Origin of the sequence: Vreelandella vilamensis, assembly GCF_031451755.1 — a bacterium.
Lineage (GTDB): Bacteria > Pseudomonadota > Gammaproteobacteria > Pseudomonadales > Halomonadaceae > Vreelandella > Vreelandella vilamensis.
Genome location: NZ_JARWAN010000003.1, coordinates 50,984 through 70,937 on the forward strand (window position 1 = coordinate 50,984; position 19,954 = coordinate 70,937).

16 protein-coding genes and 7 tRNA genes are annotated in these 19,954 nt (G+C 54.5%); 6 read left to right on the forward strand and 17 right to left on the reverse strand.

Annotation, left to right across the window (positions count from 1 at the left end; translation table 11 throughout):
- Positions 1-390: 390 nt before the first annotated feature.
- From QC823_RS02525 to QC823_RS02580, 12 genes are all read right to left on the reverse strand, one after another.
- Positions 391-478 (reverse strand) — tRNA-Ser (locus QC823_RS02525).
- Positions 479-570: 92 nt separating this feature from the next.
- Complete coding sequence (locus QC823_RS02530) at positions 571-1,071, reverse strand: YiiD C-terminal domain-containing protein (protein ID WP_309654794.1); 501 nt, start codon at positions 1,069-1,071, stop codon at positions 571-573.
- Between the two features lie 29 nt (positions 1,072-1,100).
- Positions 1,101-1,661: a nitroreductase family protein gene (locus tag QC823_RS02535; RefSeq protein ID WP_309654795.1), complete on the reverse strand. Its 561-nt coding sequence runs from the start codon at positions 1,659-1,661 to the stop codon at positions 1,101-1,103.
- 47 nt (positions 1,662-1,708) lie between these two features.
- Positions 1,709-2,545 carry an NADPH-dependent 7-cyano-7-deazaguanine reductase QueF gene (queF, locus tag QC823_RS02540; RefSeq protein WP_309654796.1) on the reverse strand — a complete coding sequence of 279 codons (837 nt, stop codon included), beginning with the start codon at positions 2,543-2,545 and terminating at the stop codon, positions 1,709-1,711.
- Positions 2,542-3,315: an ABC transporter permease gene (locus tag QC823_RS02545; protein ID WP_309654797.1), complete on the reverse strand. Its 774-nt coding sequence runs from the start codon at positions 3,313-3,315 to the stop codon at positions 2,542-2,544. The genes queF and QC823_RS02545 overlap by 4 nt, the downstream gene beginning before the upstream one ends.
- The gene (locus tag QC823_RS02550) at positions 3,312-4,274 is read right to left on the reverse strand and encodes an ABC transporter ATP-binding protein (RefSeq protein ID WP_309654798.1); all 963 of its coding nucleotides are present in this window, start codon (positions 4,272-4,274) and stop codon (positions 3,312-3,314) included. Before QC823_RS02550 ends, QC823_RS02545 begins: the two co-directional genes overlap by 4 nt.
- 175 nt (positions 4,275-4,449) lie before the next feature.
- Positions 4,450-4,524, reverse strand: a tRNA-Gly gene (locus tag QC823_RS02555).
- Positions 4,525-4,545: 21 nt separating this feature from the next.
- Positions 4,546-4,621, reverse strand: a tRNA-Glu gene (locus tag QC823_RS02560).
- A gap of 16 nt (positions 4,622-4,637) precedes the next feature.
- A tRNA-Gly gene (locus QC823_RS02565) sits at positions 4,638-4,712 on the reverse strand.
- Between the two features lie 26 nt (positions 4,713-4,738).
- Positions 4,739-4,814: transfer RNA gene (locus QC823_RS02570), tRNA-Glu, on the reverse strand.
- A gap of 6 nt (positions 4,815-4,820) precedes the next feature.
- A tRNA-Gly gene (locus QC823_RS02575) sits at positions 4,821-4,895 on the reverse strand.
- A gap of 24 nt (positions 4,896-4,919) precedes the next feature.
- Positions 4,920-4,995: transfer RNA gene (locus QC823_RS02580), tRNA-Glu, on the reverse strand.
- A gap of 244 nt (positions 4,996-5,239) precedes the next feature.
- Here QC823_RS02580 and msrB point away from each other — a divergent pair.
- From msrB to htpX, 4 genes are all read left to right on the forward strand, one after another.
- Entirely contained in the window at positions 5,240-5,638 is a 399-nt protein-coding gene (gene msrB / locus QC823_RS02585; protein WP_309654929.1) for a peptide-methionine (R)-S-oxide reductase MsrB, read from the forward strand.
- A 106-nt stretch (positions 5,639-5,744) separates the two neighbouring features.
- Positions 5,745-6,713: a ribosome biogenesis GTPase YlqF gene (gene ylqF / locus QC823_RS02590; RefSeq protein WP_309654799.1), complete on the forward strand. Its 969-nt coding sequence runs from the start codon at positions 5,745-5,747 to the stop codon at positions 6,711-6,713.
- Positions 6,714-6,758: 45 nt separating this feature from the next.
- Positions 6,759-8,006: a pyridoxal phosphate-dependent aminotransferase gene (locus QC823_RS02595; protein ID WP_309654800.1), complete on the forward strand. Its 1,248-nt coding sequence runs from the start codon at positions 6,759-6,761 to the stop codon at positions 8,004-8,006.
- Positions 8,007-8,228: 222 nt separating this feature from the next.
- Positions 8,229-9,134: a protease HtpX gene (gene htpX, locus QC823_RS02600; protein WP_309654801.1), complete on the forward strand. Its 906-nt coding sequence runs from the start codon at positions 8,229-8,231 to the stop codon at positions 9,132-9,134.
- Positions 9,135-9,213: 79 nt separating this feature from the next.
- Here the strand turns inward: htpX and pdxB are convergent, their stop codons facing one another.
- A complete protein-coding gene (gene pdxB / locus QC823_RS02605; RefSeq protein ID WP_309654802.1) occupies positions 9,214-10,353 on the reverse strand; it encodes a 4-phosphoerythronate dehydrogenase PdxB in 1,140 nt (379 codons plus the stop codon).
- Between the two features lie 120 nt (positions 10,354-10,473).
- On the opposite strand from pdxB, the gene QC823_RS02610 reads away from it, so the two are divergent.
- A complete protein-coding gene (locus QC823_RS02610) occupies positions 10,474-10,755 on the forward strand; it encodes a hypothetical protein (RefSeq protein WP_309654803.1) in 282 nt (93 codons plus the stop codon).
- 17 nt (positions 10,756-10,772) lie between these two features.
- Here QC823_RS02610 and QC823_RS02615 read toward each other — a convergent pair whose 3' ends face one another.
- Both QC823_RS02615 and rlmKL read right to left on the reverse strand, forming a co-directional pair.
- Entirely contained in the window at positions 10,773-11,111 is a 339-nt protein-coding gene (locus QC823_RS02615; protein ID WP_309654804.1) for a glutaredoxin family protein, read from the reverse strand.
- Positions 11,108-13,291 (reverse strand): bifunctional 23S rRNA (guanine(2069)-N(7))-methyltransferase RlmK/23S rRNA (guanine(2445)-N(2))-methyltransferase RlmL, encoded by a 2,184-nt coding sequence (gene rlmKL / locus QC823_RS02620; protein ID WP_309654805.1) that lies wholly within the window; start codon positions 13,289-13,291, stop codon positions 11,108-11,110. Before rlmKL ends, QC823_RS02615 begins: the two co-directional genes overlap by 4 nt.
- A 300-nt stretch (positions 13,292-13,591) precedes the next feature.
- On the opposite strand from rlmKL, the gene rmf reads away from it, so the two are divergent.
- Entirely contained in the window at positions 13,592-13,801 is a 210-nt protein-coding gene (rmf, locus tag QC823_RS02625) for a ribosome modulation factor (protein ID WP_309654806.1), read from the forward strand.
- 65 nt (positions 13,802-13,866) lie between these two features.
- Here rmf and QC823_RS02630 read toward each other — a convergent pair whose 3' ends face one another.
- Together QC823_RS02630 and QC823_RS02635 are read right to left on the reverse strand one after the other, a co-directional pair.
- Positions 13,867-14,898 (reverse strand): quinone-dependent dihydroorotate dehydrogenase, encoded by a 1,032-nt coding sequence (locus tag QC823_RS02630; RefSeq protein WP_309654807.1) that lies wholly within the window; start codon positions 14,896-14,898, stop codon positions 13,867-13,869.
- Between the two features lie 99 nt (positions 14,899-14,997).
- Positions 14,998-19,821, reverse strand: a complete 4,824-nt coding sequence (locus tag QC823_RS02635) for an NAD-glutamate dehydrogenase (RefSeq protein WP_309654808.1) — start codon at positions 19,819-19,821, stop codon at positions 14,998-15,000.
- Positions 19,822-19,954 lie beyond the last annotated feature (133 nt).

Consider the following 19,954-nt stretch of genomic DNA (forward strand, 5'->3'; position numbering starts at 1 on the left):
AGCGGTCAATTTGAGTTCTGAGATAGTTTTTCACCTGATAATGCCACATTAATTTAGCTTTAACTAATTGACTGCTTTGGGTCGACTAGCAACATACCCCGAAATGCGAAAGAACAGACTGCTTGTCACTACATCTAACTCTTTCTCATGACGCTTACTAATGACAGTAGCGGACTCGCAGGTCTCTGTCATTTCACATAAACAAATACGCGACTATGGTCTGCTGGTAGCGGATTCTAATGGCTGCAAAAGCCACAGATTAAGAGGTTTCAGAAGGGGGATTCGTCCAAAGGCATCCTATGCGTTTCAGTGGAAGCCAAAACCAAAGTATGGGCTAGACACATCAAAGACAAAAAAAGCCGCTGAAATCAGCGGCTTAATTTATATTCTTGGCGGAGGGGGAGGGATTCGAACCCTCGAAGCCTTTCGGCTTACGCGCTTTCCAGGCGCGCTCCTTCGACCACTCGGACACCCCTCCGTCTTTTCACTCTGCTTAAAGGCAATGCCTTTGGCAACAGAACGGCGCATATACTATTGCCTAAGTGGCGAAATAGCAAGCTTATTCACAATTTAGGGAAGTACCGCATAGCTGCCATTAGCTTCTAAGCAGAGGGTTTCACCGCAATATAGTTGCTGGGTGAGTGCAATACGCCCTTTGCCGCGTTCATCTAATTTGGCAGTGAGTTTTGCCGGGCCTTCGGGTTCGCTTGGAGCGCAAACAAGGCGGTAGTCATCGGTCACCGGGGCAATAAAGCGTTGACTGGCCTCGGCGACCACCACATCCCGTGAGGTGCCTTGCGCACGCAGCCAGAGCGTCACCCAACACCAACCCTGCAAGGTGGTTTGCGCGGTTAGCGCGCCACCAAAGCCGGTGCCTTTGTCATTCAGGCTTGGCGTTAACGCAAGCTCCCATATCAGCGTGTCATGTTGTTGCGCCATTCCCTTAATGCCGAGGGTATTCACCATCGGGATGGCTTCGCCTAGCCATTGCTGAAAAGCCGTCAGATCTTCCGGCCCTTTTGGCAGCGGTAAGCGTGGATGGGGGACCCCTGGTTGCCGAGGTGTTGTCATGCCAATCCCTGCCTTGTAGCCCTTGTGCATTATTCCCAGCGTTCGAGAAAGTCGTCGACGTTATGCGCCGGCACCGGCTTGTGGCGCCCGCCAAGCGTGCCAAGGTAAATAAACGCCACCACTTCGTCATCGTCTTTTAAACGCAGCCCTTTGCGCACCACCGGGTCGAAGGCATATTTCCCGCTGCGCCACATCGCGCCAAAGCCCAGCGCATGAGCGGCAAGTAGAATACCGTGTGCCGCGCAACCCGCTGAAATCACCTGCTCGATTTTAGGCACTTTGGGTACCTCGGGCGTTACTTTAGCCACCACAGCAATAATCATAGGCGCACGGAGTGGTTTTTTACGCGCCGCGTTTAACGTCGTATCCGAGGCGTGCGGGTCTTCTTGAAACTCCGCTTCAGCAAACAGCTCGCCCAAACGCTCGCGCCCTTCCCCGCTAAATTCGATAAAGCGCCAGGGGCGCAGTTCATTGTGGTCCGGGGCGCGCAACGCCGCTTGATAGATCGCATCAAGCTGCTCGTACGATGGCGCTGGGGCCATCAATTTGCCCATGGAACTGCGTTGGTGCAGTAGCGTGAGTGCGTCCATTATTGGCTCCAATCCGTTAGGTTAGTGACTTACTGTAGCGCAGTGACTTACTGCCTTGCCAGACGCAACGGGTGCGGCGGTGCTAAGCCAGGCGTTGCCCGCCAAGGGCTGATATCCAGCCCACCGCGGCGCACATAACGCGCCAGCACCAGCAACGCATCGGGTTTTGCGTGGAGCATGAGGTCCGTAAAGATATGCTCAACGCAATGTTCGTGAAAGTCTTGATGCTGGCGGTAGCTAACCACATAGCGTAAAAGCCCTTCGTGTTCAATTTTGGGGCCTTTATAACGAATCAGTACACTGCCCCAGTCTGGCTGACCGGTTACCGGGCAGTTGGATTTGAGTAGGTGCGAGTAGAGGGTCTCGTCGACGACGCTTTCGCCAACCGATAACAATGTCGCGCTAGGCGAATAATCTTCCACACTGATATCAAGCTCATCCAGGCATTTGCCAGGCAAGCGTTGCGGCATGAGTTCGGCATCGTCAACGCCAAGCAGCTCAACGCTAACGCTCTCCCCTGCCGCACGTGAAAGATCGCGTGTCAATGTATGAACGACGTCGTCTTGGCTAGCGAAGCGTGTCTGGTTAAAGCTATTGAGATAGAGCTTCCAGGATTTGGATTCAATCAAGTGGGGTGATTCAGCGGGTAACGTGAAACGCGCCACGGCCACCACCGGCTTGCCGCGGGCGTTAAGCCATGACATTTCAAATGCATGCCACTCATCGGCGCCGATAAAAGGCAAGCGGGTATCGTCAATACCCAACGGCGCACGGTTGGTCGCACGTGCTATCGGATACAAAAGCCCGGCATCGTAATGTTCCGGGTAAGCCGATTCACGCCCAAGGGGCGCGTTCTTTAGGGTTTCAGGGCGGTGATGCGTCATGAACGAATCCCTTTTCCACGCTCCAGCATTTTAAGCGCCACGGTAAAGAGCACTACAATGAAGCTCAATATGGCCATCAATGCCCAGCCGACGGGGATATCCGATACGCCCAAGAAGCCGTAGCGAAAAACATTGACCATGTAAAGAATGGGGTTGAGCATTGATACGCCCTGCCAAAAATCCGGCAGCATCGAGATCGAGTAGAAAACCCCGCCTAAGTAAGTCAGGGGCGTCAGGATAAACGTCGGCACAATCGAGATGTCATCGAACTTATTCGCCAACAGTGCGTTGATGAAACCACCAACGGAAAACAGCGCCGACGTCAGTACAACGACCAACACGGTCAATAGGGGGTGCTCCATGCTCAAACGGGTAAAGAACAACGATACCACCGTTACGATTAGTCCGACCCATAATCCGCGCGCCATCCCCCCTAGCACAAAGCCTGAGAGGATCACCCAGTTAGGCATCGGCGAGACCATCATCTCTTCAATCGAGCGCTGAAACTTGTTAGAGAAGAAAGACGACGCGACGTTGGAATAACTATTGGTGATAACCGCCATCATGATCAGCCCAGGGACGATGAAGTCCATGTAACTGAACCCATCCATCGCCCCGATGCGCGAGCCAATTAAGTTGCCAAAAATAATAAAGTACATGGCCATCGTAATGGACGGCGGTAAAAGCGTTTGCGGCCAGATGCGGGTAAAGCGCTTGACCTCTTTCACCACCAGCGTCCATAGCGCAATCAGCGTTTGCGTAGCATTCATGCGTGCGCCTCCTTGCTTTGTGTTTGATCAATGGCGTTTTGGCCGCTATTGACCATCGACACAAACATCTCTTCCAGCCGATTGGCACGGTTACGCATCGAGACCACCTTGATACCTTGCTCGCTCAATGCCACGAAAACATCGTTCATCTGCTGACCGCGATGAATCACCAACGAAAGCTGCGATGGCTCGGTCAAACTGACTTCGAACCCTTCAATCGCCGGCGACTTTTCTAATGGGTGCGCAAGATCAAGCAAGAAGGTTTCGGTATCAAGCTCGGCAAGCAGGTCACGCACGTTGGTGTTGCGGATAATGTCGCCATCGTTAATGATCGCGATATTGCGACACAGGCTCTCGGCTTCTTCTAGGTAGTGCGTGGTGAGAATAATGGTCGTCCCTTCATCGCGATTAATGCGACGCATGTACTCCCACATGCTACGGCGCAGTTCGATATCGACCCCAGCGGTGGGCTCATCAAGAATCAAGAGCTTGGGGCGGTGCATTAGCGCGCGCGCAATCATTAGACGACGCTTCATCCCGCCGGAGAGCATCCGCGCAATACCGTTACGCTTATCCCACAAGCCTAAATCGGATAGCAGCTTTTCCGCCCGGGGCAATGCTTCGCGGCGTGTCATGCCATAATACCCTGCTTGCGCCAGCACGATATCGATCACTTTCTCGAACTGGTTGAAGTTAAACTCCTGCGGCACCACGCCCAGCTGGTACTTTGCCTTGGCAAAATCTTGATCAATATCGATGCCAAAAATCGTGACCTTGCCGGCGCTCTTTTGCACCAGCGAGCAAACAACACCTAACGTGGTCGATTTTCCCGCGCCATTGGGGCCCAACAACGCAAAGAAATCGCCCTGCTGGACGTCTAAATCAATGCCTTTTAGCGCGTGAAAACCATTGCCGTAGACCTTGGTCAGCCCACGGATCGACAATGCCGGTTCGGCCATGAACATGTCCTGTCAGCAGAAAAAGAAAAATAAAGACTTTTATAAGGAAGTGATATAAAGGCAGCTCGCCTGTTTTCAAGGCCATGCCGCACCAATACACAATACCCGCTAGGCTCTTGGCCTACCGAGATAAGAAACGCAATAAAATCAGAAAACAATATTTTGGGAGGGCGCTTGGAGCGGGAAAGGAGATTCGAACTCCCGACCCTCGCCTTGGCAAGGCGATGCTCTACCGCTGAGCTATTCCCGCAGCGCAAGAAATGAAGCGAGTTGGCGTCCCATAGGGGGTTCGAACCCCTGTTACCGCCGTGAAAGGGCGGTGTCCTAGGCCACTAGACGAATGGGACGTATTGAATACTGAACTGGAGCGGGAAAGGAGATTCGAACTCCCGACCCTCGCCTTGGCAAGGCGATGCTCTACCGCTGAGCTATTCCCGCTTAATTCAGTTGTCTCGCGATCGGATTGGCGTCCCATAGGGGGTTCGAACCCCTGTTACCGCCGTGAAAGGGCGGTGTCCTGGACCACTAGACGAATGGGACACAAGTTGGAGCGGGAAAGGAGATTCGAACTCCCGACCCTCGCCTTGGCAAGGCGATGCTCTACCACTGAGCTATTCCCGCACTCCGATACCTTAACGATTTAAGTGGCGTCCCATAGGGGGTTCGAACCCCTGTTACCGCCGTGAAAGGGCGGTGTCCTGGACCACTAGACGAATGGGACGCTGCATTGCCTCGTCGAGGTGGCGCGTATAATAATCAGCGGATGAAAAACTGTCAAGCCTCAATCTTTACTGGCACCCTCGTTTAAGATCACACATGCTGAGATGCATAACGCGCTTATTGAAATTCCAGCCGATTGATAGCACAAATACTAGTAGCACTACCTAATAAGAGCAGTGGCTAGTTTCACCGGCATGGCGAACGCACTTATCGCTTGCCGTTATAATAAGGAGGCATATATGGCTATGGCCAAAATAGAAAAACCCCCGGAACAATGGCGCGACCAGCTCAGCCCAGAACAGTACCGTGTCACCCGTGAAAAAGGGACCGAAGCGCCCTTTTCTGGCGACTGCAACGTCAGCGATGTACAAGGTATTTATCACTGCGTGTGTTGCCATGCGCCGCTGTTTGAGAACGAGCATAAATTTGATGCGGGCTGCGGCTGGCCAAGCTTTGATCGCCCGCTGGGCCGTCAACGCGTGGAGGAACATACGGATAGCAGCCACGGCATGGTGCGCACAGAAGTTGTGTGCGCACAGTGTGACGCCCACCTCGGGCACGTGTTTCCCGACGGGCCTCAAGAGACCACGGGATTGCGTTACTGCATTAACTCGGTGGCGCTTGAATTTCACGCCGACGAATAACGCCATCGGTTAATCCAGCAAAGCGGGCGCCATCTGCTAGAATAGGCGCCCGCTTTTTTTATGCTGACACCGCATTTACTGACAACGCATTGCGCAGGAGAACCTCATGCTCGGCTGGTTTCCCGGTCATATGAACAAGGCGCGCCGCCAGATTAAAGACGCGCTGCCTGAAATCGATGTGGTTATCGAAGTACTCGATGCGCGCCTGCCCTACTCCAGCGCCAACCCGATGCTTGCTGAACTCACGCGCCACAAGCCGGTGCTCAAAATTCTCTCGCGCGCGGATTTAGCGGACCCTGAGCGCACGGCTGACTGGGTGGCGTTTTTTGACGCCCAGCCCAATACACGAGCGCTTGCGATCACCACCACCAACGCCCGCGAGCTTAAAAGCATCCCTAAGCTTTGCCATACACTTGCTGGAGAGGTACGCGCTGACCGCGATGTCCGTGTGATGGTGATGGGAATTCCTAACGTCGGTAAGTCAACGCTCATTAATGGGCTGGCGAAGCGCAAAATTGCCAAAACCGGCAACGAACCCGCCGTCACCAAGCGCCAGCAAAAAGTGCGGATTGATGGCCGAGTGGCGCTCATCGATACGCCCGGCGTGCTATGGCCCAAGATCGAAGACCAGGCCAGCGCCTATCGCCTGGCCGCCAGTGGTGCGATTCGTGATACGGCGATTGAATATATCGACGTTGGGATTATTACCAGCGCCGAGTTGGCTAAGCGCTACCCAGAAGCCCTCACCGCTCGTTATAAACTAACAACACTGCCACGCTACGCAGCGCCAGAAACGCCGCCAACCGTCGAGGCCGATGGCCCAGAGCGCCCGGATTTTTTAGCCCTGGCGGGCTTTGACGGCCACGCCATTTTAAAAGACATTGCCCGTAAGCGCGGCGGGCTCCGCGCTGGCGGCGAAGTAGACCTTCACCGTGGTGCCGAAGTGCTGCTGCATGAACTGCGCGATGGCAAATTGGGCCGAATTACGCTAGAAACGCCTCATGACATTCCACCGCCTGACGCTGATGCAGCGCCAACGCAAGCGAGCACGCCAGATGCCTCGCCAGCGCCTTAATGCCGCCGTCAGCGCTTGGAACGACCACTGATTGGGAACGATAAAATGGACACCCCACAGCCTCACGAGGCGCCTTTGCTTAACAAATCACATAAGCTCGATAGCGTTTGCTACGACATTCGCGGCCCCGTGCTCGACCACGCCAAACGCCTGGAAGAAGAAGGCCAACGCGTATTAAAGCTCAACATCGGCAACCCCGCCCCGTTTGGCTTTGAAGCACCGGAAGAGATTCTGCAAGACGTGATGCGCAACCTGCCAACAGCCCAAGGCTACTGCGATTCCAAAGGGCTTTATTCGGCACGCAAAGCCATCATGCAAGAGTGCCAACGCAAAGAAATCCCTGGCGTCGGCATTGAAGATATCTACATCGGCAACGGTGTTTCCGAGCTGATTGTGATGGCGATGCAGGCGCTTTTAAACGACGGTGATGAAGTGCTCATCCCCGCACCGGATTATCCGCTTTGGACGGCGGCGGCGAACCTCTCCGGCGGTCACGCCGTGCATTATTTATGCGATGAGCAGGCCGACTGGGCACCGGACATGGCGGACATTCGCGCCAAAGTCACGCATCACACCCGTGCCATTGTGCTGATCAACCCCAACAACCCCACTGGGGCTGTCTACCCGCCAGACGTCGTGCGTGAGGTGCTTGATATCGCCCGTGAACACAATTTAGTGGTGTTCTCCGATGAGATTTACGACAAGATTCTCTACGACGGCGTCGAGCATACCGCCACCGGGGCACTTGCTGATGATGATCAGCTGGTCATCACCATGAACGGTCTCTCTAAAAGCTATCGCTGCGCTGGGTTTCGCTCCGGGTGGATGACCATATCCGGGTCAATCGCCAAGCAACGCGCCAGCGGGTATATTCAAGGGCTGACCATGCTGGCCTCGATGCGCCTTTGTGCCAACGTGCCCGCTCAACACGCCATCCAAACTGCGCTTGGTGGCTATCAGTCCATCAACGACCTGATTCTCCCCGGTGGGCGCCTACTCGCGCAGCGCGATATTACCTATGAAAAGCTTAACGCTATTCCCGGTGTCAGCTGCGTCAAGCCTAAAGGCGCGCTTTATGCGTTCCCCAAACTCGACCCGAAAATATTTAATATCCAGGACGACCAAAAAATGGTGCTGGATTTGCTGTTACAAGAGAAAATCTTGCTGGTTCAAGGTACTGCCTTTAACTGGCCGGAAGCGGATCATGTGCGGATCGTAACGCTGCCCTGGGCTGATCAGTTAGGTGATGCACTCGACCGCTTTGCCAACTTTTTATCGCGCTACCGGCAATAAATACACCGACACCTTGAAACCCAGCGCGAGTGGACGTATCTAAGCTTACGTTTATTCTCGCTTATATAGTCATTATGGGCTTAGTCTTTGCTGTTTTATGTATTACTGACTTGTTTTTAATGACCTGGTTTTAATGGCCTGGTTTTAATGACTGAACGCTTACTGACTCAGGTTTGATTGACCGAGCTTTCACTGACTTAGGCTTTATGGAGATTTCGCCACATGATGCGAATTGTGCTGTTTTTAGCCACTAACCTGGCAATCTTATTAGTGGCCAGTATTACCCTGCGCCTATTCGGCGTGGACAGCTATCTCAGTAGCCAGGGCATTAACTTTACCAGCCTGCTGATTTTTTGCTTTGTGTTCGGCATGGCCGGGTCAATGATATCGCTGTTCATCTCAAAGTGGATGGCGAAACGCTCCACCGGTACCGTGATTATCGAAACCCCTTCTAACCAGACCGAGCAGTGGCTACTGGATACCGTCAAGGCGCTTGCTCGCGAGGCGGGCATCAAAACACCGGAAGTGGGTATTTTTCCCGCGCAACAATCCAACGCCTTTGCCACCGGCTGGAACAAAGACGCCGCATTGGTGGCTGTCTCGGCAGGTCTTTTAAACCGCATGCAACCCGAAGAAGTGCGCGCCGTATTGGCCCACGAGATCGGCCACGTTGCCAACGGCGATATGGTGACGCTGGCGCTGATTCAGGGCGTCGTCAACACCTTCGTCATGTTCTTCGCCCGCGTGGTGGCGCACTTAGTGGATAACTTCCTGAAAAGCCGCTCGGATGGCGAGGGTGGCCTTGGCTTTATGGGCTATTTTGCCGTGGTCATTGTGGCGGAGATTGTCTTCGGCCTTGTTGCCTCGGCTATCGTGGCCTGGTTCTCGCGCTTTCGCGAATACCGCGCCGACGAAGCCGGGGCACGCCTTGCCGGCACCGGTGCCATGGTTAACGCCCTGGCTCGCTTAAAAGCTGAAACCGAGCTGCCAGACCAAATGCCCGACACCCTGCGCGCCATGGCAATTACCAAGGGTCAGACGCGCTCGCTCACGGAGCGCCTGTTCGCCAGCCACCCGCCGCTGGATGATCGTATCCGCGCCCTCAAAGAAGCCGCTTACCGACAGTAAGCGGAAGTCAGAACCAAGACCTCAGCGCCCACCCTTCGGTGGGCGTTTTTCGTTCTCCCTCCGCTCATCCCGAGCCCATCTATTCCACGCGAAACCCCGCAGCGCTTAGCACGGGTGCCAGCGTATGGGCATCTCCCTTTAAACGCACGCTAAGGGTCGAAAACTCACGCCGCAGCGGGTAATTCACACGGCACGCATCAAACCCTTTTGCCACTCCCAAAGCATACGCCTCACGCGTAAGGCGCTCATGGTCACGACGGACGTCATACACCGCACGGGCGCAAAGCCGCAATGCGTCTTCACTAGGTAACGCCTGCTGCAACGTCATCGACGCTAATGCCGGCGACGGGCAAATCGCGTTAAGCGAGAGCTCACTCGTCTCGTTTACATGAGCCGCCAACGCTTGATGAATCATCAAGCTACCACGCAGTTTGCCATCCAGGCTGTAACCGGCGATGTGCGGGGTGGCAAGTGTCGCCAGATCGTGCAGGGCAGCATCAATAGCAGGCTCGTTCTCCCATACATCCAGCACGGCGGTAAGATCGTTCTGCCCTGCCAGGCGGCTGCGCAGTGCCAAGCCGTCGATACAATCACCGCGCCCGGCGTTAAGCACCACCGTGCCGGGGGCAAGTTCGTTGATACGTTCAGCATCCAGCAAATGTTGGGTGGCATGCGGCCCGGTACTCACCAATGGCGTGTGCAGGCAAAGTACATCGCAACGTTCAATTAACGTTTCAAGGGAGGTGAAGCCACTCTCCCCCTCACGTTCGGCGCGCGGTGGATCGCAGGCCAGCACGTCAAGCCCAAGCGTCTGCAAACGCGCTTGCAGGCGGCTGCCCACATTGCCCACGCCCACAATACCCACACAGCGATCTAAAAGCCGCCAACCCTGTCGTTCAGCAAGCGTTAATAGGCTTGCGAGCACATAATCCACCACCGCCTCAGCGTTGCACCCTGGAGCGCTAGCGAAGGCAATGTCGTGTTCGGCAAGATAGTGAGTATCAACGTGATCGATGCCGATAGTGCAGGTGCCGACAAATCGCACCGCGCTTTCAGCCAACAGCGAGGCGTTAACCGGGGTGACGGAGCGAGTAATGAGTGCATCCGCGTCGCGCAGGTGTTCGGCGCTGATCTCACGACCGGGGCGTTTTATTACCTCACCGAAACCTCCAAAGCAGGCATCCGCGGCGGGAATATTGGCGTCGACGACAAGTTTCATGGCGTTTTGACTCTGGCGATTTACAATAGTGGCCGCCATTGACGGGCAACCATGCGTTTTAACTAACGTATTTGCGCAAGATGATGTGAGATAACGTATTAATAAGAGCGGGGTAACTGAGTGATCGTACGTTGGGAAACCGACCATGACTACGTCCTGGTACATATCCACCAAGATATGTTCGGCGACTGGATTTTTAGCCGCGCCTGGGGACAAATCGGCACCCAGTTTGGTGGTTTGAAGCATCAGCTGGCGGACACGCGTCATCAAGCCCAAATGTGGCTTGATGACGAAGCCACCATCCAAAATTCCCGCGGTTTTCTCAAGGTCTTGGACGTGACCGACGATACCCCCGAAGGCCAAGAAGCCATGCGCCAGCTATCCCTGCTCGATGTTATATAATCGCCTTGGGGGCACGCTCAACCCAGGTAACGCCGCCCGTTGCGCTCAACCGCGGGTTTTGCCGGCTTCAGCGTTTGCGGCGGCGCCAATAACGCTTCCAGCGCGGCTTCATCCAACCAGCCGCGCGTCCTAAGCCATTCGCTCAAGCGCTTATGGTCTAACCCGCGGTCCAGCTCAAAACCTTCGGCATCGACCAGTACGGGGATGCGCACGCCGTAACGCGCTATTAGTTCATCGTCGTCACTGATTTCAATATGACGCAGCGCCACCTCGTCATTGGCGAGCGTATGCACCATCGCCTCTAGCTGCTCGCATAGATGGCAGCCTAAGGTGGTATAAAGCCAAAGCGTGATCACGAAGCCTCCTTATGGCGCAGCAAAAAGACATGGTGAAGGTTGCTACGGCGCTGGAAATCCGGGTCGAACGTGCGCGCAGAAATATCCTCAACGTCAAAGCGTTCAACAAGATCTTCATCAAGTGTAAAGCGGCGCTGATTATTGGAGAACACCAACGTGCCGCCTGGGGCCAATCGTGCCATCGCCAGGTTCACCAACGGCGAATGATCACGCTGAATATCCAGCGTCTCGCGCATCTTCTTCGAGTTGGAAAACGTCGGCGGGTCCATAAAGATCAAATCAAACGTTGTGCTTGCCGTTTCCAGCCAGTGGAAACAGTCGTCACGCATCACACGGTGGCGTGAGGGATCGAGCTGATTCAGCGCAAAGTTATCCTGCGCCCACTTGAGATAAGTATTGGACATATCCACGCTGACGCTATCACTCGCTCCGCCCAAGGCGGCGTGCACCGTTGCGGTGGCCGTGTAGCAAAAAAGGTTTAAAAAGCGCTTACCCTCGGCCATTTGCCTAAGCATTCGGCGCACCGGCCGGTGGTCGAGAAACAGCCCAGTATCCAAATAATCGCGCAGGTTTACCCACAGCCACGCCGGCCCTTCTTGCACCTTAAAACGCTCGCCGCTGGCCTCGCGTTTCTGATACTGGGCGCTGCCGGTTTGCCGTTCACGACGTTTCACATAGACATGGCTTGGATCAACCTCCAAGACGTCAGGCAGCACTTCCAACGCATCGAACAAACGCTTTTGAGCCTGGGCGGCATTCACGGTGCGCGGCGGCGCATACTCCTGCACATGGACACGATCGCCATACACATCGATGGCCAGCGCGAACTCCGGCATATCCGCATCATAGAGGCGATAGCACGTTTCGCCGCTTTGTTTGAGCCACTTTTTCAGCCGTTTCTGGTTCTTTTTCAGCCGGTTGGCAAACATTTCTGCGTTTTCCGACACCCGCGGCGAGGGGTGACGGGTCTCATCGAGCACTTCTGGGCCAGCCGGGTCGGCAATGTCCATGAGCAATAACTTAGCATCCAGCGGCCCATTTTTTAGCGCGTACTGCTTATGGGCCCGCAAGCCCAGCCGATGGCCCAGATCCGGGTTGCCGGTGAAGAGCGCCAGGGTCCAACCGGGAAACGCGGCTTTCACCTTCTCACCCAAAGTGGCGTAAAGAGTGACAAGCTCCGGCAACTCGCCAAGGCGCTCGCCATAAGGCGGGTTAGTGATGATCAGCCCGCGCTCGGCGTTGAGGTCGCTAGGCCTTTCAAGCGTTGCTAGGCTTTGCCCGATAAGCGTAATCAACGCGGGAACACCCGCGCGCATGGCGTTGGCTTTGGCCGCCGAGAGCGCGGCAGGGCTTTGATCAAAGCCGAACAGCTGATTTTTGCAGCGTTTGCGCCCAATGCTGGCGCGCGCCTGGGCTTCACGCGTTAGCTCTTGCCATGCGTCATGGTCAAAAAGCGCCCAGCCGTGAAAGCCAAAGCGTTCACGGTGTAGATTCGGCGCTTGATCAGCAGCAATTAGCGCCGCTTCAATTAATAGCGTTCCCGCGCCGCAAAGCGGATCAATCAGCGGCTCGCCTGCTTTCGCACGCTCGGGCCAACCGGCACGCACCAAAAGCGCTGCTGCCAAGTTTTCTTTGAGCGGCGCATGCCCCACATCGCGGCGATACCCACGCCGGTGCAGGCTTTCACCGGCAAGGTCGATACCCAACGTTAGGTTTTCCCGGTGCAAATGGGCGTATAGACGCACATCAGGGGTTTTCGTATCGACATTAGGGCGCGCCTGTCCGGCAAGCAACAGCGCATCCACTACGCCATCTTTCACCGTCTGCGCACCGAAACGGGTATGGCGTATGTGTTCGCTGCGGCCATGGAAATCGACAGCAATTGTTTTTCCTGGGGCAATATGTCGCGCCCAGGGCACTCGCGTTGAGACAACGCGCAGTGTGTCTGCCGTATCGACCAGTGGCTCGCGTGAAATGACCGCGATCACGCGGTTGGCCAATCGCGACCAGAGACATAATCGATATGCCGTCGCGTGGCTGGCACTAGCAAAAACCCCGGCCACAGTAGTTTTGCCAGGCGTGGCACCTAGGCTCGCTAGCTCCTCAGCCAACAGGCCTTCGATCCCTTTTGGGCAAGTCACCAGCAGGTCTAATTCATTGCTTTGGCTTGGATCAGTCATAGTGGCGGCAGCGCTAAATGCGCGATATTCCTATAGATGGCAAAGAAGTTTACGTCTTATGACAATTTGATGGTCGACAGGGAGCCCCGTCATGGTCTAACAATAAAAGGGTAGCTACACAAAACGCCTGCGCGTCAACAAGGATTATCCGTCAGCGGTACGTTCAGCACGTGAGTGCCAGACTTTTACAACGCCGCTTTCACGATTATGTTACGCCAAGCGAAGACGAAATGGCGTTGTCATCTTCAATAAAAAACAGGCCATTTCCCCTCAAAGGCTTTCATATAATGAGGTTAGCCAATGAAAAGACAAAAACGTGACCGCTTCCAGCGGGCTTATGTTCACGGCTACAAAGCAGGTGTTTCCGGTCGCTCTCGAGACGATTGCCCTAGTGAAAATATTAATTTACGCGAATACTGGATGAGCGGTTGGCGTGAAGGCCGCGGTGACCAGTGGGACAGTATGACGGGCGTTTCAGGCATTCACAAAAACCCCACGGTCATGACGTAGCGTTTTGTTTATTTGCCTCCATTTCCTTTATTAGCACGATATAGCCCGCTTAGCCCAGCGGGCTTTTAGCTGTTTGGGCTTGCTGCTTGTACTTTAAGGGCTTCGGCGCACTCGCTCACAAGCTTGGGGCCACGATAAATCAACCCAGAATAAAGCTGCACCACGTTTGCCCCCGCGTCTATTTTTGCCTGTGCGGCCTCACCACTGTCGATACCGCCAACGCCAATAATCGGCATGGTTGGCAAGTGCTTACGCAACAGCCGAATGATGCGATTAGACGCCTCAAAAACAGGCTTCCCCGAGAGCCCGCCTGCCTCTTGCGCTTGGGGGTCTTGTTGAACAGCGTCACGTGCCACGGTGGTGTTGGTCGCAATGACACCGTCTAAACGGTTGCGCTCAATGCTTTTGGCCACCAACGCCACCTCGTCTTCTTCCATATCTGGGGCAATTTTGACCAATAGCGGCACCTTTTGACCACGCTCTTTATCCAACGCGGCGGCCCTCTCGCGAATCGGCCCTAACAGCGCATCAAGCTGCTCGCCGAACTGCAGGGTACGAAGCCCCGGCGTGTTAGGTGAAGAGATATTGACAGCAATGTAATCCGCCACTGGGTGTACCGCGTCCAGACAGACAAGATAGTCATCCAGGGCATTATCAACGTTGGTGGTAAGGTTTTTACCGATATTGATGCCAATAATGCCATCAAAACGGCGCTTTTTTACCTGCTCCACCAAAGACGCCACCCCTTGGTTGTTAAACCCAAAGCGATTAATGATGGCCTCGTGCTCGGCAAGGCGAAAAAGCCGCGGTTTAGGATTGCCAGGCTGGGGCTTGGGCGTCACGGTACCCACTTCGATAAAACCAAAGCCCAACGCTCCTAACGCATTAAGATGCTGTGCATTTTTATCCAATCCTGCCGCCAACCCCACTCGATTGGGAAATGTAAGCCCCATCAGTGTAACCGAATCATTCACCCGTGGCCCAACCAAGCGGTTAACGCCACCTACGCGGTGAAGCGCTTCCAAGGTGCTAAGCGCCATGCCGTGAGAGGTTTCAGGATCAAGGCGAAACAGCAGCGAGCGGGCAAGATCGTACATTCGGGCTCCGGGCAAAACATCCAAACAATAAAAAGGTGCGGTGCGCGAGTATAACGCACACCACACCTTCAAGCATCGCTGATCAAGTTCCTGCGGCGGTTATGCTTCGCTGTCACTCTCAGCAAGGTCAACAAGCTCGCGCACGGCCACAGCAAATAGCGCAAAGCCGCTTTCGCTACCGCTACGGACCTCATCAATCAAACGACACCAGCGGCGATGCAGTTCGACGTGCTGTTCAAGCCACTGCACGACTCGTTCCTCAGGGGTACGGCTGCCGGCATCTAGCCTCAACACGCTGGTGGTGAGTGCCAATTGCTGGCGATCGATATCATCACGGAAGGTTTCCCGCGCTTGCGCTTGCCAAGCATCACGCACGTCAAGCTGGGTGACCTGCTGAATCATCCACGGTAGCTCCAAACGGCTGCCGATTTCATAGAACACCTCAGCCACGCGCTGCGGTTTTTCGTTAGTAAGACGCGCGGCTTGAATAATACCTAAGCCCGAATATAGGCTCGGCGCGGCCGCGACGCTTCCCGCCAGCGCATCCGGTACACCTGCGTTTAATAGCGCCTCACGACGCTCGCGCCAGCGGTCCAACTCCTCACCGCTTAAGAGCTCACCAACCCCCTCTTGTAACTGGGCTAAACGCGGAGCGAAATACTCCACCGTATCCTGGGTCGAAAGACCTATATGCTGGCGCAAGAACCAACGTGTTGCACGGCGGATCATGCGCATCAAGTCATGCATCATGCTGTACTGCACCTGACTTGAGACCTGATTATCCAACGCTTCAATTTCCGCCCATAGCGCCGGCAAATTAAAGCTGTCACGGGCGACAATGTAGGCGCGGGCAATATCGGCACGCCCCGCGCCCGTAGAATCGATCAGGCGGCGCACAAACACAATCCCCATGTGATCGACCAAATCATTGGCTACCTGGGTGGCCACGATTTCGCGTTTCAGGCGATGGTCGTACATTTCCTGCTTGTAGCGCTCCACCAGCACATTCGGGAAAAGACGCTCAAGATGACGGTGGATATAAGGGTCATCGGGCACATCAGAGGTAATCAAATCACCCTTCAAGGTACTCTTGGCGTAAGAGATCAACACCGAAAGCTCTGGCAGCCTCATGCCTTGGCTGCTACCCGTACGCTCTTTAAGCACATCATCTGCGGGTAAAAATTCAAGCTCACGATCGATCTGCCCAGCGGACTCAAGTTCGCTAATAAAGCGCCGGTAAGGCCCGATCCCTTGCTGCGAAATTTGCGCCGAAAGATCCAGCGCTTGCGTCTGGCGATAGTTATCCAGAATCACCAAGTCCGCCACTTCCTCGGTCATCTCGGCCAGCAGCTGGTTACGCTGCTTTTCGGTCATGTCCCCGCGTTTCACCACTTCATCGATCAATATTTTAATATTGACTTCATGGTCAGAGCAGTTAACCCCGCCAGCGTTGTCGATAAAGTCAGTGTAGACATACACCCCCTTCGCCGACGCTTCCATGCGCCCACGCTGAGTAAAGCCAAGATTACCGCCCTCACCGATCACACGACAATTGAGCTCGTTACCGTTAATACGCAGTGAATCGTTTGCTTTATCGCCCACGTCAGCATCCGTTTCCTCCGAGCCTTTCACGTAGGTGCCGATCCCCCCGTTCCAGATCAAATCAACCTTGGCTTGAAGCATTGCATGGATCAGCTCATTCGGTGCTAACCGCGACTGCTTAATGTTAAAGGCTTTCTGCATTTGCGGGGTGATATTGATCGACTTAGCGCTACGGCTGAAAATGCCACCGCCTTCCGAGATCAAGGCGCGATCAAAATCTTCCCAGCTGGAACGCGGCATATCAAAGAGGCGCTGGCGCTCGGCAAACGTGGCCGCGGCATCCGGCGTGGGGTCAACAAAAATGTGTAAATGGTTGAATGCCCCTAGCAGCAGGATTTTGTCCGACAACAACATGCCGTTACCGAAGACATCGCCGCCCATATCGCCAATCCCCACGACCGAGAATTCTTCGCGCTGAGTATCCAGGCCAAGGTTGCGAAAGTGGCGTTTAACCGACTCCCAAGCGCCGCGCGCGGTGATGCCCATTTTCTTGTGGTCATAACCATTGGCACCGCCAGAAGCGAAGGCATCGCCTAACCAATGGCCGTATTCTATGGATATCTCGTTGGCGATATCCGAGAACGTCGCGGTGCCTTTATCGGCTGCCACCACCAAGTAGGCATCGTCATCGTCATGACGGACAACATTTTTCGGCGGCACGACATCGCCCCCGTCAAGGTTGTCGGTTACATCTAACAGGGCGCGAATAAAGGTCTTATAGCAAGCGATCCCCTCTTTTTGCTGGGCTTCGCGGCCAGCACCTTCGGGCATGCGTTTGCAAACAAAGCCGCCCTTAGCACCCACCGGCACGATAACGGCGTTTTTTACCTGCTGCGCTTTTACCAGCCCCAAGACTTCGGTACGGAAATCTTCCATGCGATCCGACCAACGCAAGCCACCACGGGCCACTTTGCCCCCGCGTAAGTGAACCCCTTCCACACGGGGCGAGCAAACAAAAATCTCAAATGCCGGGCGCGGCTTGGGCATCCCGGTGACCTTCGAAGGCTCCAGTTTGTAGGCAATGTAGTCTTTGGATCTTCCGCTTTCGTTAAACTGATAATAATTGGTGCGCAGCGTGGCTTGAATCAGCTCTATAAAACGGCGCAACAACTGATCATCATTTAAGCTCGATACCTCTTCTAACTGCGCGTTTATACGCGCTAGACAGTCGCTGTTATCCCGCTCCGTGCACTCAGGGTCAAAGCGTAAGCGAAAGAGTTCGACGAGTTCGTGGGTAATACTCGCGTGGGTGGTCAGGGTCGAGGCGATGTAATCCTGCGACATACCAAAGCGGATCTGCTTCAGGTAGCGAGCATAGCCGCGCAGCATCGCGACTTCGCGCCAGTCAAGGTTGGCACCGATAACCAGCCGGTTAAAGGCGTCGTTATCCGCCTCTCCCGCCCAAATGCGTTGAAACGCTTCAGTAAACGTCTCACGCATGTCACTGAGACTGACATCAATCCCACTGTGTTCAAGTTCGAAATCGTGGATCCAATAGCGCTGATCCGGCGCATTGATCTCATACGGGCGCTCACCGATCACACGCAACCCCAGGTTTTCCATCATCGGCAGCACGTCGGAGAGGGGAATTTGCGACTCGCGATGGAATAACTTTAAGTTGACGCCGCCACCCTGATCTTCAAGCGGGCGATACAGCGACAAGGCAAGGTCATGACCGTTATCTAGCGCCAGCAGATGCTGGACGTCAAATACCGCCGTCCGGGCGCTAAAATCCTCGCGGTAGCTGGCGGAGTATGCCTCGCAAAAACGGTCCATTAACCGATTAGCCTGCTCCTCGCCAAAGCCTTCCACCATGGCGGACTGCAACTCATCGCGCCAGCTACGTGCGAGAAGCGCAATTTTATTTTCTAGGCGCTTGAGATCAAATCGCCCTGGCTGATCTCCGTTAAAGCGCAGGATAAGCTGGATACGCGCCAGTACCGACTCGGATAAATAGGTATTAAAGTCGCCAAAATGAGCATCCATTTCTTCACAAAGCAGCTTCTGAATCCTCTGGCGTAAATGCGTAGAGAAAACATCGCGCGGCACAAAGACCAGGCAGGAGAAAAACTTGCCGCTGATATCCGAGCGCACAAATAAACGTACCTGGCGGCGCTCACGAATATTAAGAATGCCTAGCGCCGTGCTCGCCAGCGATTCCGTGTCAATTTGGAACAGGTCATCGCGGGGATACACCTCTAATACTTGCAGAAGCTGTTTGCCGTTATGTCCCTGTGGATTAAATCCGGCAATGTCCATGACGGCTTTCAGCTTGCGCCGCAGTAGTGGAATATTGCGCGGTGACTCGTTGTAAACAGTGGCCGTGAACAGGCCGAAAAAGCGCCGTTCGCCGATAACATTACCATCGTCATCGTAGCGGTCCACGGTAATATAATCGGGATATGTCGGGCGATGAACGCGGGAATGGTGAGCGCTTTTGGCAAAAGACAAAAGTTGCGGCACCAGTACGTAATCGCCGTTTTCATCGATCCCCTCTTCGGAGCGGATCCGCTCGCAATAGCGTGGCTGATTAAGACGAAAAACCCCGAGCACACTGTCAGAATCGCGCTTGAGTTCACCCTCTTGCAAAACGTATTCGTCATATCCGAGGAAGGTAAAATTATCTTTTACCAGCCACTCAAGAAACGCGATGGCTTCTTCATGGTCATCCGGGTCAATTTGCGGCGGACAAACCTTTTCAAGTTCCTGAATCGTTTCGCGGGTGCGCTCGCACATGACATCGTAATCAACCACGGCAGTGCGCACATCACGCAGCACGTCCAGCAGATTAAGCTCAATATCGGCAAGCGCATGCTGATCGGTGTGGCGATCGACTTCTATCACAATCAACGATTCACGCGAGGTTGGCGCACTCTCATCGCGTGGCGCGGTTACACGTTGCAGTTGATTATCACTATTGCGCTCTACTGCGATGACAGCGTTTTGAATCGCGTGCACGGTCAACCCTCGGCGATTGAGCTCAATCCTTACCGAGTCGACCAAAAACGGCATGTCTTCATGCAGGACAGCGACAAACGTGTGTGTTGATTGCCAGCCGTGCTCTTCAAAATCTGGATTAAACACCCTGACTTTTGGCTGTTTAGGATCGTGATGCTGCAAAAACTGCCAAACCGAGAGCGTCGCGCCATAAAGATCGTCTAAACGCCGGTTTACTAAGTCTTCCACCGGTACAGTGGCATAAAACTGCCGTGCAAACGCATCAATGTCGGCAGCTCTCGCCGAATCTAAGCGCGCGTCTAGCCGCTCTTTTAGCTGTTTAAGCAAATCTTGCCGACTCTCTTCAATTGCAATGTAATGCATCCATCACCTCGACTACCAAGACCATAATTGGTCAAAAAAACGAAGAACACTAGGCTGTTAGGACACCATAGCCTGACGTTAGCATCAGCTTACGCTAGCAATGCCCATGACCCCAGCCACTTGGCATCTTGCT